The sequence below is a fragment of the Parabacteroides goldsteinii DSM 19448 = WAL 12034 genome, assembly GCF_000969835.1.
Taxonomy (GTDB): Bacteria; Bacteroidota; Bacteroidia; order Bacteroidales; family Tannerellaceae; genus Parabacteroides; species Parabacteroides goldsteinii.
In genome coordinates this window covers 342,739-359,578 of sequence record NZ_KQ033913.1, presented here as the reverse complement: position 1 = coordinate 359,578, position 16,840 = coordinate 342,739, and the positions used below count along the sequence as shown (strand labels likewise).

Annotated in this window: 10 protein-coding genes; 2 read left to right on the top strand and 8 right to left on the bottom strand. The window is 42.7% G+C overall.

The window, feature by feature from the left end:
• Positions 1–101 precede the first annotated feature (101 nt).
• Positions 102–1,013, top strand: a complete 912-nt coding sequence (locus HMPREF1535_RS14485; RefSeq protein WP_007652694.1) for a glycosyltransferase family protein — start codon at positions 102–104, stop codon at positions 1,011–1,013.
• 119 nt (positions 1,014–1,132) lie between these two features.
• Positions 1,133–1,729 (top strand): RNA polymerase sigma-70 factor, encoded by a 597-nt coding sequence (locus tag HMPREF1535_RS14480; protein ID WP_007652692.1) that lies wholly within the window; start codon positions 1,133–1,135, stop codon positions 1,727–1,729.
• 3 nt (positions 1,730–1,732) lie between these two features.
• Here the strand turns inward: HMPREF1535_RS14480 and HMPREF1535_RS14475 are convergent, their stop codons facing one another.
• The 8 genes from HMPREF1535_RS14475 to HMPREF1535_RS14440 form a co-directional block, all read right to left on the bottom strand.
• Entirely contained in the window at positions 1,733–3,073 is a 1,341-nt protein-coding gene (locus HMPREF1535_RS14475; RefSeq protein WP_046146676.1) for a sulfatase family protein, read from the bottom strand.
• A 34-nt stretch (positions 3,074–3,107) separates the two neighbouring features.
• Positions 3,108–4,010 (bottom strand): alkaline phosphatase family protein, encoded by a 903-nt coding sequence (locus tag HMPREF1535_RS14470; protein ID WP_007652679.1) that lies wholly within the window; start codon positions 4,008–4,010, stop codon positions 3,108–3,110.
• 80 nt (positions 4,011–4,090) lie between these two features.
• Positions 4,091–5,911, bottom strand: a complete 1,821-nt coding sequence (locus HMPREF1535_RS14465; RefSeq protein WP_046146675.1) for a RagB/SusD family nutrient uptake outer membrane protein — start codon at positions 5,909–5,911, stop codon at positions 4,091–4,093.
• Between the two features lie 36 nt (positions 5,912–5,947).
• Positions 5,948–9,376, bottom strand: a complete 3,429-nt coding sequence (locus HMPREF1535_RS14460; protein WP_244275625.1) for a TonB-dependent receptor — start codon at positions 9,374–9,376, stop codon at positions 5,948–5,950.
• A gap of 227 nt (positions 9,377–9,603) precedes the next feature.
• Positions 9,604–10,623, bottom strand: coding sequence for a FecR family protein (locus HMPREF1535_RS14455; protein WP_046146674.1), 1,020 nt, complete (start codon positions 10,621–10,623; stop codon positions 9,604–9,606).
• 105 nt (positions 10,624–10,728) lie between these two features.
• The gene (locus HMPREF1535_RS14450) at positions 10,729–12,330 is read right to left on the bottom strand and encodes a SusD/RagB family nutrient-binding outer membrane lipoprotein (RefSeq protein WP_046147554.1); all 1,602 of its coding nucleotides are present in this window, start codon (positions 12,328–12,330) and stop codon (positions 10,729–10,731) included.
• A gap of 15 nt (positions 12,331–12,345) precedes the next feature.
• The gene (locus HMPREF1535_RS14445) at positions 12,346–15,450 is read right to left on the bottom strand and encodes a SusC/RagA family TonB-linked outer membrane protein (RefSeq protein ID WP_046146673.1); all 3,105 of its coding nucleotides are present in this window, start codon (positions 15,448–15,450) and stop codon (positions 12,346–12,348) included.
• Positions 15,451–15,546: 96 nt separating this feature from the next.
• Positions 15,547–16,830, bottom strand: a complete 1,284-nt coding sequence (locus HMPREF1535_RS14440; protein WP_046146672.1) for a DcaP family trimeric outer membrane transporter — start codon at positions 16,828–16,830, stop codon at positions 15,547–15,549.
• Positions 16,831–16,840: the final 10 nt, after the last annotated feature.

Here is a 16,840-nt window from a genome sequence, read left to right as displayed (position 1 = left end):
GACATCTCAAATCAGAAGAATATTATCTTGCCGTTCGTAAATAGTTTTCTACCTTTGTCAGCAAAATGAAAAATACACTATCTAATTAAAATAAAAGAATTATGAAACCTACATTATTTCTATTGGCAGCCGGTATGGGCAGCCGCTATGGAGGATTAAAACAATTGGACGGACTAGGTCCTAACGGAGAAACAATTATGGATTATTCAATCTATGATGCTATTCAGGCTGGTTTCGGAAAGCTTGTCTTTGTTATCCGTAAAGATTTTGAACAGGATTTTCGTGATAAGATCATCTCAAAATATGAAGGTCATATTCCTTGTGAATTAGTATTCCAAGCATTGGATAACCTCCCCGAAGGATTTACCTGCCCGCCGGAACGTACAAAACCGTGGGGAACAAACCATGCCGTAATGATGGGTGACGGTGTGATCAACGAACCGTTCGCTGTAATCAACTGCGACGACTTCTACGGCCGCGACTCTTTCCAGGTAATGGGTAAGTATCTGGCTGCATTGCCTGACGGTTCCAAAAACACCTATGCAATGGTAGGTTTCCGTGTAGGAAATACATTGAGCGAAAGCGGAACCGTTTCACGCGGTATTTGCGGTACGGACGAAAACCAACTGCTGACATCAGTCGTTGAGCGTACCAAAATCCAGCGTATAGATGGCGAAGTAAAATATATCGACGACAACGGCGAATGGACGGCAACTCCCGACACCACTCCGGTCAGCATGAATTTCTGGGGCTTTACTCCTGATTATTTCGCTTACAGCAATGAATTCTTCAAAACATTCCTGAGTGATCCGAAAAACATGGAAAACCTGAAGAGCGAATTCTTCATCCCGCTGATGGTTGATAAACTGATTAGTGACAAGACTGCCACTGTAAAAGTTTTGGATACAAACAGTAAATGGTTCGGTGTCACATATCCGGAAGACCGCCAGGAAGTAGTCGACAAGATTCAGGCACTGGTTGATGCTGGTGAATATCCTGAAAAGTTGTTCTGATAAAACAGAAACACTACATAAAATTCCCGGTGGAACTACTATTTCTCAGTTATTCTGCCGGGAATTTCTTTTATTCTAGAAAAAAACGTAATATTGTCTCAAATTAGGAATTTGTGTACATGAACTTCAAAGAAAAGACAGACACAGAATTAGCCACACTACTCATTCGGGACAATGAAGCGGCTTTCAGTGAGTTATATGTGCGCTATAAAGATAAGTTATACTATTTTTGCCTCCATCTGCTCAAATCGAAAGAAGAAGCGAACGACATTGTACAGGAAATATTTATCCGCTTGTGGGAATCGCGCTCCTTTATCAATCCTGAGTTGTCCTTTTCTTCTTTCCTTTATACGATGGCCCGGAACCGCATACTCAATTATTTCCGGGATATCGATATTGATGAGAAAGTGAAACAAATACTGTCTGCACAAAAAATTACGGAAGAAGAAGCGATTGACTCCAAAATCATCTATACTGAATATCAGATGATTCTCCAGAATGCAATCAGTCAACTCCCCCCGCAACGTCAAAAGATTTTTAATATGAGCCGTATCGAAAGTATGTCTCATAAAGAAATTGCTGCCGAATTAGGTATTTCAGTCAACACCGTACAGGAACATATTTCTGAGGCGCTCAAATTCATAAAAGTCTATTTCAGCAAGCACGCAGACATTTCTATAAGCCTGTTGCTGGCAGCTTTTATCCTATACAAATAATACTCAGTTTTTACTGAAAAAATCACCGGTCGTTTTCACTTCCTCCAGCTTTTCTTCTATCAGGGAAGTCAATTCCTTCACGACCTCCGGATATTTGGTTGCCAGATTATATTTCTCAGAAGGATCGGTATTAATGTTAAACAGTAACGGTAATTCTCCTTTAAAATAATCCAGTCCCAATTGGCTGTATGTTTTTACATGCAGCTTCCATTGTCCTTTACGTACCGCCATCAGCTGATGGTCGATACCAAAATAGAAGTATGGAGTTTCCGGTTTCGGAGCCACATTTTCGTATCCGAGATAAGAGGCTATATTCTTTCCGTCAATAACACGGTCGGTTGGAATCGCTGCCCCTCCCATCCATACGGAAGTAGCGAAAACATCCATGGAAGTAATGACTTCTTCATTCACCTGCCCGTTCAAATGGTCGGGCCAGCTAACAAAACAAGGTACGCGGACCCCTCCTTCCCAGGTACTGCCTTTACCGTCACGGAAGATACCGGCCGAACCGCCTTCCTCGTTCCGGGGCAACCAGGGACCGTTATCACTCATAAACCAAACAATCGTATTCTTGTCTATTCCTTCTTTTTTAAGAGCAGACAAAATTTCTCCCACTCCCCAGTCGATTTCTTCCACAGCATCGCCGTAAGTACCTCTCTTAGATTTGCCTATAAAAGCTTTTCCGGGATATAACGGGACATGAGGCATTGCATAAGGAACATATACAAAAAAGTTTTCTTTCTTATGTTTCTTAATGAACGATATAGCTTTTTCCGTGTAAAGGGCCGTCAGTTCCGACTGGTCCGGATTCATTCTAAGCGTATCATTCCCACACATCAAAGCAATATCCGGATATTTCGGGGGAATCATATCATTGCTATACGGAAGGCCGACATATTCATCAAAACCATTCTGCAAAGGCAGATATTCTTTCTTCGTACTACCTAAATGCCATTTACCATAAATAGCCGTAGCATAACCTTGTTCCTTCAGAAGTTCGGCTATTGTCAATTCCCGGGGATGAATACCTCTCTCCGCATCCGGACTCAAGACCCACCGGAAACCGGCACGAACCGGATAACGTCCCGTCAACAAAGAATAACGGCTTGCCGTTGAAGCCGGTGATGCACTGTAATAATTCGTGAAACGCATACCGTCCAGAGCCATTCGGTCCAGATTGGGTGTTTTTATATCCGGATGTCCGGTCACTCCTATATCACCATACCCCATATCGTCACAATAGATAATAACGATATTCGGACGGTCATTCTTATTTTCTTTAGCTGCTGCCTGACACAAAGGTACCGACAGCAAAGCCAAACTTATTTTTATATGATTATTCATTCGTACTTTTATTTTTAGACGCTAGCTTCTCATGTTATTTGAAAACCTGTACCATCGGGCGGCCAATCCATACCTGCGGTTGTTTCAGGTTAAAAATATGAGCGATAGTAGCAGCCGTATCAAACTGCATCATACTTTCTGTAAATTCATACCCTTTCTTGATTCCTTTTCCGGAAATAATGAAAGCTGTTTCCATTTCCTGCATAGTCTTACCACCATGTCCTTTTTTGATTCCTCCGTGGTCGGATGTAACAATAAAGATCGTATCATCCAATATTCCGGCTTCTTTAACAGCTTCTACTATCTGGGCGATATAGCCATCCAGAACTTTCAACATATTATAGTATTCAGGAGTATCATGTCCGTCTGCATGCCCCACATGATCCGGATTATCAAAGATAACCGCACACAAGTTCGGTTTGGCCGATTTGATATAATCGACTGCATAACGAGCTGTTGCATCCGGTTCTTTCGATGCTTCCGCTACATGTTTGTCATAGCTCAATGCCAGTGTATCTATCACATAACGAATACCTTTCCATTCGCAAACGCAACCGATCTCCGCTTTGGCGTCCGATTCACGTAAAAGGCCGAATACTGTTGGAAATATGCCATCTTTACTCAATACACGCGACGGCAGTTCAGGAGTCCGTGAACCCCACTCCGTATATCCGTGTAGCTCAGGACCAGCCCCCATAAACATAGAAGCCCAGTTCACAGCGCTGGAAGAAGGCAGCACGCTTCTTTTTTTCAAAGTATAGGAACCTTCAGCCATTAATTTCTTCACGGTGGGCATTTCAGCTTTTTCCACACTATAAGCCCCCCAACCATCGAGACCGATCAATACTACATGTTTAGCTTTCCATTTAGCAGCAAATGAAACATTGGCAAATAGAAAAACAAAAGCAACGATATATAAATATTTTCTAGTGTTCATATTTATTATATTAAAAAATAAAGGTTGTCCCTATGAGAACATTGTCCGCAGAAACAACCTTTAAAAGTAATTGATGTTAATTATTCAGCGGTTTCCCAACCGGGGTTTTGTTTCAGTTTAGGATTCAAGGCAATTTCCTGTGTCGGAATCGGTTCCAGATAATATTTTTCCAACCAACCCGATGGTTTGGCAAACAAGATGGAATAGCCTTCATCGGCACCTCCGAGAATATTGAGTTTACTACCATAGTCACTGCTTTTTACCCATGCACCTAATGGTTGTTTATTCACATATTCTCCTTTTTTCCAACGTTTTAAATCACGGAAACGGAAACCGTCGCCCATCAATTCGATACGACGTTCACGACGAATTTCCCACAAAACAGGATCTACGCTCTGGTCTCTATTCAAATCGAAAGAAGCATCTATTTCCGATACATTCATAGCAGGAATAACCGCACGAACACGAAGTTTATTAATAGTGGCATCAGCTACAGATTGAGAGAATTCGCCCAATTCAAATTTAGCTTCTGCATAATTCAACATTACTTCTTCTATACCGAAAAGCAAATAATCGACGGTAGAGGAACGCAACGCCATATTATCGACGTGACGGTTATAATATTTCCAGAAATAGAAACCTAAGTGAGTAACCAGGAATCCCTGCCCGTTCGGATAGTTACGGAAGTGCGGAAAACCGGAAACCTGATAGCCGACGAAGTTAGAAACCGGCAAACTCTTACCCGTTGCCGAACCACCTATTTCTTCCATAAAGTCAATATATTCACGATCGCTGGCCACTCCGGTATGCTCCCAACCGAATGATGTACCGGCAGCACCAGTCAATTTTACTTTATACGGAGGAACTACCGTCCAATATAAACGACGGTCACGATGACGGAACTGAGCATTCAAATCCTTATCACCTTCATATACCTTACTGGTAGAAACCGGACGTCCGTCTGAACACAAATAGCTGTCAACTGCATCTTTTGTCAGATCGACATACCAGGCAGAAGAACGGATAACACGTGTAATACTATGTGTTACCATATCCGTTTCATATTGTTTTGCCAGGATCACACCTGCTTTTCCGACCAATTCTTCCGAGTTGTAAAGGTCATCATAATTAGGCATGATAGAAGGATAAGCACTCATCAACTTTTCTGAAGCATTAGCACAAGCTCTCAAATACGTTTCGCTATCATTCAATCCATGATATTTACGCCAGGTACCTTCAAATAATCCGAAACGTGAAATTAGAGCTCTGACCACATGAACATTAATTGTATTTGTTCCTGTACCACCTTCTTTGATGTGTTCTTCCGCCCATTGCAGGTCTTCCAGGATATGCTTAGCGACTTCGTCTCGCGGAGTACGTTCACAATAAAGATCCTCCGTATCCGTATCACTCAGCACTTTGTCGATCCAAGGCACATCGCCATAAGCTACCATCATATCAAAATAACGTAACGCTCTGAAAAAGTAACCGACACTTCTCCAGTGGTCTTTATCGACATCACTCATGGAAGAACCATCAATATTCTGCAACATTATATTGACACGACGGATATACGTAAAACTCCAAGAACTACTGGTTGCCGGTAACTTCTTTAACTGATAAGCATAATCGGATTCTCCGCCGGAATTGGCATAAATTATATTATCCGTATTATATTCGCTCGAGATATTAGCCGGAGTGTAACCGCCATCTGTTGGAAATCCGTCGAAATATTCATATAATCCCCAGGCATACGTTTTGAAGTTGTCGCTGGTTTTAAAGGCTGTTGCTTCTGTTTGTTCATCCAAAGGATATTTATCCAGAAAATCGCTCGAACATCCCGACAACCCCCAACCGGTTAAAGCAATGACCGGTAATACTATATATTTTTTCAAATTCATATTCTCTCTTTTTAATAGTTTCATAATAATACAGAATTACAAGCTTATACTGAAGCCAAAAGCATACGAACTCATAAACGGATATCCCAATCCGTTCGCTTTACTGTCAACAGCCGGATCCAGTCCCTTTGGCATATGATCGAACGTAAACGGATTTTCTGCAGAAACATACACTCTCAGGTTATTGATACCAATTTTAGAAATAATGTTTTGAGGAATGGTATATCCCAATGTCAGGTTCTTTACCCGCAGATAAGCACCGTTAGTCAGATATTTTGTCTGGGCGCGCACATTCGCTGCATAATTGGTATTTCTCATACCCGTTTCATACAAACGCGGGAAGAAAGCTCCTGTATTTTCGGAAGTCCAGTAATCCAATTGATGTTTATAAATCGTACCGAATTCATAATAATACGGGAAGATCAAATCGTTGGTCAACCATTTATCACACTTTCCGACTCCTTGCAAAAGGAAGGAGAAACTGAAATTATTCCATGACAAGCCGCCATTAATACCATATTGGAAACGTAATGAGTTATTGCCAATAATCTTACGATCCCCCGGATCATAAATCGTTTCATTTCCCGCATTAATGATACCATTGCCGTCCAAATCCTTATACATCATATCTCCCGGATTCGGTTTCACACCTTCCACGTGAGGAATACCGTCTTTTAAAGTACCATTCTTCAAATTTGCATCTAAAGAACCTTCTACGAAATCATCTACTGTATAAAGACGATCTGTTACATATCCCCATATTTCACCGAGACGCTGTCCCTCTACATACGTTTTGTTATCAGAAGTACGAATTACACCGGCTACATTATTTTTAAACTTAGTAATATATGCTTTATAATCATACAGGTTGAAACCGATATTATAATGTACTTTACCAATCTGGTCACGCCATGCCAACTCCAATTCGAAACCGGTAGATTTCAAATCGGCCACATTCTGCAACGGAGCGTTAGCTCCCAAAGTGGCAGGTAACTGTGACCCACTGGTCAACATATCCTTCGTATCGCGACGGAAAAGGTCGAAATTGGCAGAAAGACGATTCTTCAAGGCACTCAAGTCGAAACCAATATTTAACGTACGAACCGTTTCCCAAGTAAAATTTCCACTGACTAACCCTGGTTGTTTTAATGTAATAGGCTGATTATTATTATCCAACCATGTAGATTTTACCGATTCCATACTCGGAACAAACTGATAAGGATCAATATTCTGATTACCTACCGTACCAATTGATCCCCTGATTTTAAATTCCGGAATATAATCGCGCAACGGTTCCATGAAACTCTCCTCCATTACTCTCCATCCAACAGATAAAGAAGGGAAGAATCCCCAACGACTACCCGACGGAAATTTGGAAGAAGCATCATAACGTCCATTCAACTCAACCAAATAACGATTATCAAAATCATAATTCAGACGTCCGAAAAAACCCATCACGGCATATTCAGAAAAGCCATCATATGCTTTCTGTACTCCGGTCGACTGCGAGATAGAAGGCATATCATCATTAATCATATTTGAAGTTTCCGCTTTCAAATAATCATAGTGATAAGACTCCTGGTTATATCCCAACAATAATGTGAAATTATTCTTTGCCAAACTCTTTGCATAAGAACCGTAAATATTCAAAGCCGTATAATTCTTTACGGCACGCTGACGTTTATAAGTCGAATAATCGGAAGTATACTCTTCTGAAAATTTATCAGCATTGGCAAAACGAATACGTTTTGAATAATTTGTTTCCGTATTATACAAATTGTCATACGTAAATTCTGCATTCAAAATCATATCTTTGATAGGCGTTGCAATCAATTTGGCAAACACACGTGTATCCGAAATACCGATCGTGTTCTGTCCACCTAAACGCGTCAAATTACCTGCCGTACCGGAATACAGGTCTTCACCATTAATATTAATCAAACCTTCCGGATTATACGATGGAGCCCATACGGCTTTTGAATAATTAGCGCCACTAGGCAATCCTTTATCCGATTTATAATAACTAAGATCCAGCTGTCCAGTCAACCAATTCGTAATCTTCGAACTGATAAATCCTTTCGCATTGTAACGCTTATAGCTATCCATATCGGTAGTCATTACACCGTCAGAACCGGTATATCCCAAAGAAACGCGATAAGAAGAACGCTCACTACCACCGCTAATCGAGAAATCGTGTTTTTGCTGGAAACCGGTTTCCGACAAGAAATCGTTCATAATATCAGTCTGTGCCAATTGATAACGCATGCCGCCATCTTCTGCATATCCTTCCGGATAAGCAGAAGGATTAGCCTGATAATTATGCAATAAATCCAACCATGTATCTACCGACTGACCTGAATAATACGTAATATATCCCATATCGGAATAAGCTTGAACCGTCTGAAGCGGAGTCGCTTTTACCGGCAAATTCGACGGTCTGGAAAATGAGAAATTATTACTGTAAGTCATTTGTACTTTCTGCTCTTTCTGAGCACCCTTCGTTGTAATCAAGACAACACCAAACGCAGAACGAGCACCATAAATAGAAGCGGAAGCCGCATCTTTCAATACTGTAACAGACTCGATATCATTCGGGTTTATCAAGTTTAAAGTTCCTTGGAACGGAACATTATCCACCAGAATAAGTGGTTCTCCGCCATTGATACTCGTTGTACCACGAATATTAAAATCCAAACCGCCACCAGGTTCACCGCTACCGGAAGTAACCTGTAAACCAGGAACCGCTCCCTGTAATAAAGCACCTGTAGTCGGAACCGGACGGTCTCCCATCACCTCATCCATTTTAACACTACTTACAGAACCGGTCAGATTAGCCTTCTTCTGTTTCGCAAAACCGACAACTACGACTTCATCTAAAGCCTGAGTGTCTTCAATCAATGCAACTTCCACATTTTGTTGTCCTTTTCCTATCGGCATTTCTTTTGTCAGATAACCAATATATGAGACAACTAAAGTACCCTGCTCCGGAACTTCCAGAGAGAAATTACCATCCATATCCGTCACTGTACCACTCGTTGTACCTTTTACAAACACATTCGCACCGATAATGGGTTCACCATGATTATCGCGAATAGTACCCGTTACTTTCTTCACTTTCTGTTCAACAGCCGGAAAAGAAGTGTTAGCTTGTCCCCTGCTGACCGATATGGTTTTATTGATCTTTTTAAAAGACAATCCCGTCTGACGGGATAATTCGTGTAAAATAGTATCTATCGTACCTTCTTTAATTTGTACGCTTACATTTTTTAATCCTTTTAAGACAGATTCGTCATAAAAGAAATTAAAACCGGTGATTTTACTTAACTGTTCAAAAGCGTCACTGACAGACGTTTGTTTCACCACATACGTGATATCGTTTTCTTTAAGACTTTGCCCTAAAGCTCCTTCCGCACAGAGTAACTGAGACGACAGAGCGATAGCACAAACGGTTAACGAAGTTCGCATAAGAGTCTTGTTATAGATTAGATTATAATTCATACATTTGTAATGTTTTAATAAATGATGTTTGTTAAGACAGGCAGAAACACCTTACAACCCAGTGGCTCAATACTGTTTTAAAGGTTTCTGCTGAAATTTAGTGAAGGCAGTAGTGTAGCAGCACTACTGCTTTTTTCATATACGTTACTATCAAATGTTTATCATAGGCATTCTATTTTTTTTAGTGTTAGACTTTAATGTTTCTCATATAATATAATATTACCTCCTTCACGTTTACTTCGAAGTCCTGTTGTAAAACAGATAGCTTCAATAACAGCCTCAATGCTCTTGTTATCATGAGTACCAGTTATGCGATAATCACAATTTTTACATTGCAGAATCACTTTCCGGTTATATGTACGATTGATTGTTTTGATTACTTCACGGATCGGTTCTTTGTTAAAATATAAAGAACCATGTATCCATTTTATATAGTTATTTTCCTCTATGCTTTCCTTACGGACATTTCCATCTATTTTATTGATTGAAAGATGTTCATTCGGTGAAACGGCCAGTTGGAGATCTTGGTCGGCAACATTTACTCTGACTTTTCCTGTCGACACCGTCAGTTTAATGAATTCATCTTCTTTATAAGATTTAAAATCGAAAGAGGTACCCAATACTTTTACCCGGGCTTCTCCACTTCTTATAATGAAAGGTTTATCCGGATTAGGAGTCACATCGAAGAACCCCTCTCCTTCCATCTCTATAATACGTTCCTCTTTATTAAAATTGCTGGGAATTATTAGTTTTGTATCAGAGTTAAGGATTACTTTAGTACCATCTGCCAGAAGTAAACTTTTCTTTTCACCTTTCGCAGACATTTTTTCCGCATAAGTAACAACCGGCTGCGGACGATCAAGGACTTTCAGTAAACCTAACGTCACACTGAAAGCTAGAATTAAAATAGCTGCAACCCTGTAAAAACCGTTTAAACGGTTTTTACTTCTAACTCTGGAGTTAGAAGTAAACTTATTCTTTTGTTTTATTTCAGATAACAAAGAAGAAACTTCCCGGCGCAGTTCATTTTCTCTTTCTTCATTCGGATGAGACATATCCTTATCTATTGCATCCCAAAGCGGTTGTACAACCAAATCGAGATCAATATGGTTATCCGGAGACTTCAACCATTGAAGTAAAGTACGCAACTCCTGCTCCGTACATTGATCTTTTATGTACTTCTGAAGAAGAGATATGATTACTGTGTCTTGCATATGTTTCCTTAATAATAGTACCTTTTTCAGGTTCGTTTATAAAGGATACACACAACACTTTCCTATCTAGGGGTGCCTCGCTCTTATTTAACACATATTAATATTTTAGAAGTTTCTCCCCTTATCCCACCATACTCTTGTCCCGGCATGATCGGGACCATCCAAAGCCTTCACAAGCGAGTTGTAAAGCGGGATATCCGTATCGATCAGATCGGCAGGAAAGTTTAAACGCCGGATCATAATTTCCGTATCGATACAACCGTCTTTACTGTTATTTATTTTCACAGGGAAAAGACAGGGATAGCCGGTACGCCTCTGTTCCGCCCAAGCTTCACAACCCTCCGGGAAGACTGCCAGCCATTTCTGGGTGATAATTTTCTCCAGTTTGATTTCATTGGGGGCCGTTTCAATCCATTTGGGAGAGACTTTGCAACGGGCTTCTATATTGTTGGAAGTGTCAAAAGCATCTATATAATCTGCACCGGTGCATTCAGACTGAAGATAATCCTCCAGACCGCCTGCTCCCCACTGGATAAATGAAGTCGATATTCCCTGGCGATAGTTATCCCCTGCATTCTCCGTCGTCCAGCCTCTCAATGCAGCTTCAGCACGTAAAAACCAAACTTCGGCGGCAGTCATCAATATGGGTTCGGTCGATTTATTCACATATATCTTCGAATGAGAAGCATATAATAAATGAGAGAAACAGGTACCTTGTCGTATTCCTTTGTATTTTCCATGCAGAACCGTTTCTCCGGTGTCTTCCGCACAGGGCTCAAAAAAGAATTCACGGCGAGGGTCTTCGTAACCATTCAAAACAGATTCCATGGATGCGTTCATATAGACTTCATTCCATATCCGGTTTATTTCTCCCAACGGATTCTGATAACCGTTCCGGATTGAAACAACCAACCGGTCTTTTACCGTTTCGAAAACTCCGTAAGGATTATGGAACGCTTTCAGAAATTCATTGCGGGCCTTTTCAGGATCGGCCATTGCTATCCGTATCGCCAGGCGCATCCGTAATGAATTGGCAAACTTCAGCCAGGAAGTGTAGTTTCCGTCCAGCAGAATATCAAAATCCGAAAGGTCGGGAACAGCCGTTTTACTCCGGAGATGTTCGGTTATCAACCCGACCGCTATATCCAGGTCCCGGAAGAAAGCATCATATGCCTCTTTTTGTGTATCGGCAGAATAAACACCGTTGTCGTTTCCGAATGTAGAATATATGACAGGACCATACATATCGGATATTCTGTGCATGACCTCCACTTTCAGAATCTTCGTTATTGCGTAGACTTCCGGGTAATTGACACGGGTAGAGTCTTCCAGTTTATCTATCTGCGGAAGGATATAAGCGTAGGTATATCCCCAGTTCGTTCCGTTCCAACCGTCCTGCAAGTTATAATCGGAATTGCTGCTTCCACCGTTATGGGGTTTATAATCGTGCATATACCCGCTGAACATATCTGCATTCAAATTCTGCATAATCTGGTAAGGCCAGTTCTTTCCCTTTCCGAAATCATAATTAAAATAGATTCCCTGCTGAATGATTCCCAACGGAATACCCAGATTATTGAAATCGACAGTCATATCCTCATCGGTGATTCCGGACTGGTCTGTATTCATCTCCTGGAAATGTCCCGTACAGGATGGGAAAACCAGGAAAAGAATAAAAAGGAAGGTTGCTATCTTTCTGTTTATCATCTGCATACTCCTGAATTAAAAATCACATTTTATACTGAAACCAAAACTTCTGGTGGTCGGCATACCGTAGACCTCTATTCCCTGATTATCATTTCCCGTTGAAAGAATCAAATCAGGGTCGAAAGGGGCTTTCTTATAAAGGAAAAAGAGATTACGGGCAGTGACAGCCAGGTGAACCTGCCTGATAGCTTTCGTCGCCTCCAACCATTTCCCGGGCAAGGCATAGCCGAGCGAACATTCACGCAGACGGATATTGGTCGCATCGTACATATAATATTCGGTTACTCCCGCACGTCCTCCCACTACATTTTTATAAAAGCTTTTTACATCTTCTATCCTGTTTCCTTCCAGCATGACAAAGCCGGCATTACGGGCATCAGCCGTAATCTGAGTCACGCCGAACATATCCATATCGGCCTGCGTCTGCGACAAGACTTCACCACCAAAACGGCTGTCTATCAGAAATGAAAGAGACAGGTTCCTGTAAGTAAACGTATTATTCCAGCCCATTGTGAATTTGGGATTTGCATTTCCTACTTTAATCAGGTTTCCTTCACCTTCCACCTGGGGCAGACTTTTTTTGCCACCTTCCGTTTCATAAAGGATATGCCCGTTCTCATCACGGCGAAATGCTTTCCCATAGATATCCCCGAAAGAACCGCCTTCCACCAGCTTCATTGCATAACTGGAAGAGAATCCTCTCGGACCATAAATAAAGACAGGCAATTCTTCATGCAGCCGGACTACTTTATTTTTATTGGTCGAATAGTTCAGCGACGATTTCCATTCGAAATCTTTACCGACAACCGGCAATGCGGAGGCACTGACCTCCCAACCGATATTTTGGATATCTCCTGCATTGACATAACGATAAGCATATTTGTCTCCCGACTTGGCGGGGAGTTTGAAGAACTGGTTACGGGTATTCGTCTTATAATACGTCCCGCTAAAACTGATACGGTCGTTCAGGAAACGCCATTCCGTACCCAGCTCCACCGAAGTTGTCATTTCGGGTTTCATATTTTCAAACGGGGCGGAATCGGCATATTCTATTTCGCCACCGGCTCCCACATGCGAAACAGGGTTTGTTATATATAAAGGTATGTCGTTACCGACCTTGCTCCATACGGCTCTCAGCTTGCCAAAAGAAATAAATTCCGGCAACCGGAACATCTTGCTCATCACCCAGGCCCCGCCTACCGACGGATAGAAAAAGCCTTTCTTTTCATTCGGAGTAAAGGCCAGCGTACTCGACCAGTCGTTCCGGGCTGTCAGGTCGAGGAAAAAAATATCCTTGTAACCGACCTGCACAGTAGCAAACAGCGACTGCAACTGACGGTGGGCATCGATCTGCTGGTCGATATAAGCTGAACCGTCCATAATGATATTCGCCACATTAAACACATTGGCATATTTCAATGATGCGGTTTTCGAATCATAACGCAGGGAGTTCACCAGCTTGTCGTTGATGCTCCCTCCTATCACACCGTTCAGGGAAAACTGTCCGAATTTCTTTTCAAAGGAACCGATAATATCCCCGTACAAAAGCGTTTCCTGATAATCCGCCTCGATATACCTGCCGTTCTGACCGGACAAAGCCGGGGCTGTGGAGGCATAAAACATCTGACGCACCTTATCCGACAGATAGTCGAGGCTGCCGCGTGCCTGTATCTTAAACCAGTCCGTCACTTTGAGTTCGGCATTCAGCGACAGGATCGTACGGGTACGGGAATCTTTGCTCCGGATACGGTTTGTAACCCAATACGGGTTCTGTTCAAAATCCTGAGTATCGGAATGCCAGTTCTGCTCGTTAAGGTTCCGGGACGGGTTCCATACTTCAAAGTTCTCCTTGTATTCGGAAATATCCACACCTCGCGGGAAACGATAAAGTCCCACCAGCGAATTCATATAGAAGCCACCGCTGGGATTGCGGTTCTTCGTTGTTTGCCGCAGGAATGAAGCACTTCCGTCCAGCTTCAGACGGTCGTCAAACAGGAAAGCCGTCTCTCTGAGAGATATATTATGTTTTGACAGGCTGTTATGTTCGATGATACCTTTTCCCGTTGTATTGGCATAGGAGAAATAAGTCTGGTATTTCTTGTTACCTGCACTTACGGAAAAAGAAGAGATAGAGGTCAGACCAGTCTTGAAGAATCCGCCCGCATTATCATATACCGGCAAGTCGGCTTTCTTTCCCCAGCTTTCCACGTTGTCGGACACCCCGTATTCGTTCTGGAACTCCGGCAGGCAAAAGGCTTTATCAAACATCAAGCTGGTTGAAAAGGATATCTTACGGATATCCGGATTGCCTTTCTTCGTTGTAATCAGGATAACGCCATTAGCCGCCTGGCTACCATACAAGGCGGCTGCCGGCGAGCCTTTCAGGATACTGATACTTTCAACGTCTTCGGGATTCAGATTAGAGATACCGTCACCGCCATCACGGTTTCCGGCATCGGCAGTACCGCCAATAGCGGAAAAAGCCTGTTCATTGGCTGAATTAAGAATAGGGACACCGTCTATGACATACAAAGGCTGGTTGTTACCCACCACCGAGCGGATGCCACGCATCAGGACTTTAGAAGAACTGCCCAGGCCGGAAGCAGCCTTGTTTATTTGTACTCCCGCTACTTTTCCGGCAAGCGTATTAATCATATTCGGGTCTTTCACCCGGTTCAGTTCCTCGCCATCAACCTGTTCGACGGAATAGGTCAGCGAGGCTTCTTTTCTTTTTATACCCAGGGCGGTTACGACAACATTATCGAGAAACAATACATCTTCTTCCAACACGACTTCCAGATATTGCTGTTCGCGGACAGGAATATGTTTGGTTTTATAACCGATAAAAGAGAAGATCAATGTAGCCTCTTCTCCCACTGACAGCGAGTAATTACCTCCCGCATCCGCTACGACACCGTTTGCCGTGCCTTCTTCCACCACATTTGTTCCCGCTAACGGCTTACCGCCGGAATCAACAACCCGTCCGGTAACTTTCTTTTCAAAAGGGAATGCTCCGGCCGCATCCCAAGTAGATGCAACCGGAGTATTCTCTCCTTTCGCATATATTGATAATAACAATAGCAGCGATAGAATCGCAAGCTGCCTCATCTGAAAATTCATATTGCCTCTTTAATTATCCCTCAATAGCCACAAAGGTATACAAAAAAGCAACACAACAAAGAGGAGCTTTGACTTTTAACGGTTTTGCCCGTTCGACTAGAAACTATACTGTACTGCCAGATTCAGACGATTGGCATGGCGAGTCTGGTCGTTAAAGTCAGTGCGCCATCCTCTCAGATATTCGGCTCCGACCTGCAAGTCGGAAGTGATATTCCAGAACAGGTTGACTACCAGATATTGTCCATAGCGGTATTGTTCGGAAGGAGTCGACGGGTAATCGTTTTCACTATACAAACGTGACTGGCTGTAAGTACTCGAAACAAACACATTCGGAGTAATATTGTATTGCAGGCCGGCATACCATCCCATCATCGGAAGAACCTGCATACGTCCGGCTTTGTCGGGATCGGGAACAATATCCACATTCAGATTACTCAGGTCGTTCATGTACTGGCTGATACCCCGACCGTAAACACCTTGTCCGTACACCTGTACTTTGCTGCAAAGGTTGAATGTGGTGGAGAGCAACACGCCCCAGCCTGTTTCCGATTCGGCTTTATTGGCAACCAGGTTATCATAGGTCATACTTCTGACGATAGCGGCGGCACGCAGATGGCATTTAGAGTTCCAGCCATATTGCAGATAAGCGGGGAAGTTCGGCATACGTTGCGAACCGATACTCAGGTTATCATTGGTCAGTCCGTCCACCACCGGCATTTCCACACCGACACCGGCTTTCCATCCTTTCCCGAACGAACGTTCGTAACGGAACTGGGTAGCATGATAAATCGCCATCCCGTTCGGACCGGCAAAGTCGATCGTCGGAGGAATAGCCGCCAGGTCCATAAACGAACCATAGTCATATCCGAGTGTGAATCCCAACAAGGAAGCATACGCATTTCTCAGTTCAAAGCCCTTACCGTTTCCACGGAAATTACCGGCCGTATAGACAACGAAGTCGCCCAAATGTTTGGTGTGTCCCACCAGTTTAAGGAAGACCGTGCTGGTTGTTGCATCCATCTGGAACTGGTTTCTGACATGCGACGCACCTTTGTTGGGGATCAGTGCGGGATAGAAATCAATATCTTTGGAGATACCGCCAAAATCATATTCGGCTGTTGCCTTCACATATCCTCCGATACCGAGAGCGAAACGCCCCTTACGGTCGGTCAGCAGAAAACGGGGAACGCCCGGTTCATGGAAACGCTGATTCTGGGTTTCGTTCAGTATCCGGATAATTTCATCACCCGCCTTATCACGGGAAATAAACAGGATTGAATTCGGCTCCTCATCCTTAATGATCACTTTCTGAGCCTGAGCATGGGTGGATAACAGTCCGACCCCGAGCAACAAAGCTGCTCCTTTAACAAATGCTTTCATAAATGTGTTT

Coding starts and splice junctions, on each gene's coding strand:
- HMPREF1535_RS14475 (WP_046146676.1), bottom strand. CDS start 3,073: ATGAATAATCATATAAAAATAAGTTTGGCTTTGCTGTCGGTACCTTTG.
- HMPREF1535_RS14480 (WP_007652692.1), top strand. CDS start 1,133: ATGAACTTCAAAGAAAAGACAGACACAGAATTAGCCACACTACTCATT.
- HMPREF1535_RS14460 (WP_244275625.1), bottom strand. CDS start 9,376: ATGCGAACTTCGTTAACCGTTTGTGCTATCGCTCTGTCGTCTCAGTTA.
- HMPREF1535_RS14450 (WP_046147554.1), bottom strand. CDS start 12,330: ATGATAAACAGAAAGATAGCAACCTTCCTTTTTATTCTTTTCCTGGTT.
- HMPREF1535_RS14440 (WP_046146672.1), bottom strand. CDS start 16,830: ATGAAAGCATTTGTTAAAGGAGCAGCTTTGTTGCTCGGGGTCGGACTG.
- HMPREF1535_RS14445 (WP_046146673.1), bottom strand. CDS start 15,450: ATGAATTTTCAGATGAGGCAGCTTGCGATTCTATCGCTGCTATTGTTA.
- HMPREF1535_RS14470 (WP_007652679.1), bottom strand. CDS start 4,010: ATGAACACTAGAAAATATTTATATATCGTTGCTTTTGTTTTTCTATTT.
- HMPREF1535_RS14485 (WP_007652694.1), top strand. CDS start 102: ATGAAACCTACATTATTTCTATTGGCAGCCGGTATGGGCAGCCGCTAT.
- HMPREF1535_RS14465 (WP_046146675.1), bottom strand. CDS start 5,911: ATGAATTTGAAAAAATATATAGTATTACCGGTCATTGCTTTAACCGGT.
- HMPREF1535_RS14455 (WP_046146674.1), bottom strand. CDS start 10,623: ATGCAAGACACAGTAATCATATCTCTTCTTCAGAAGTACATAAAAGAT.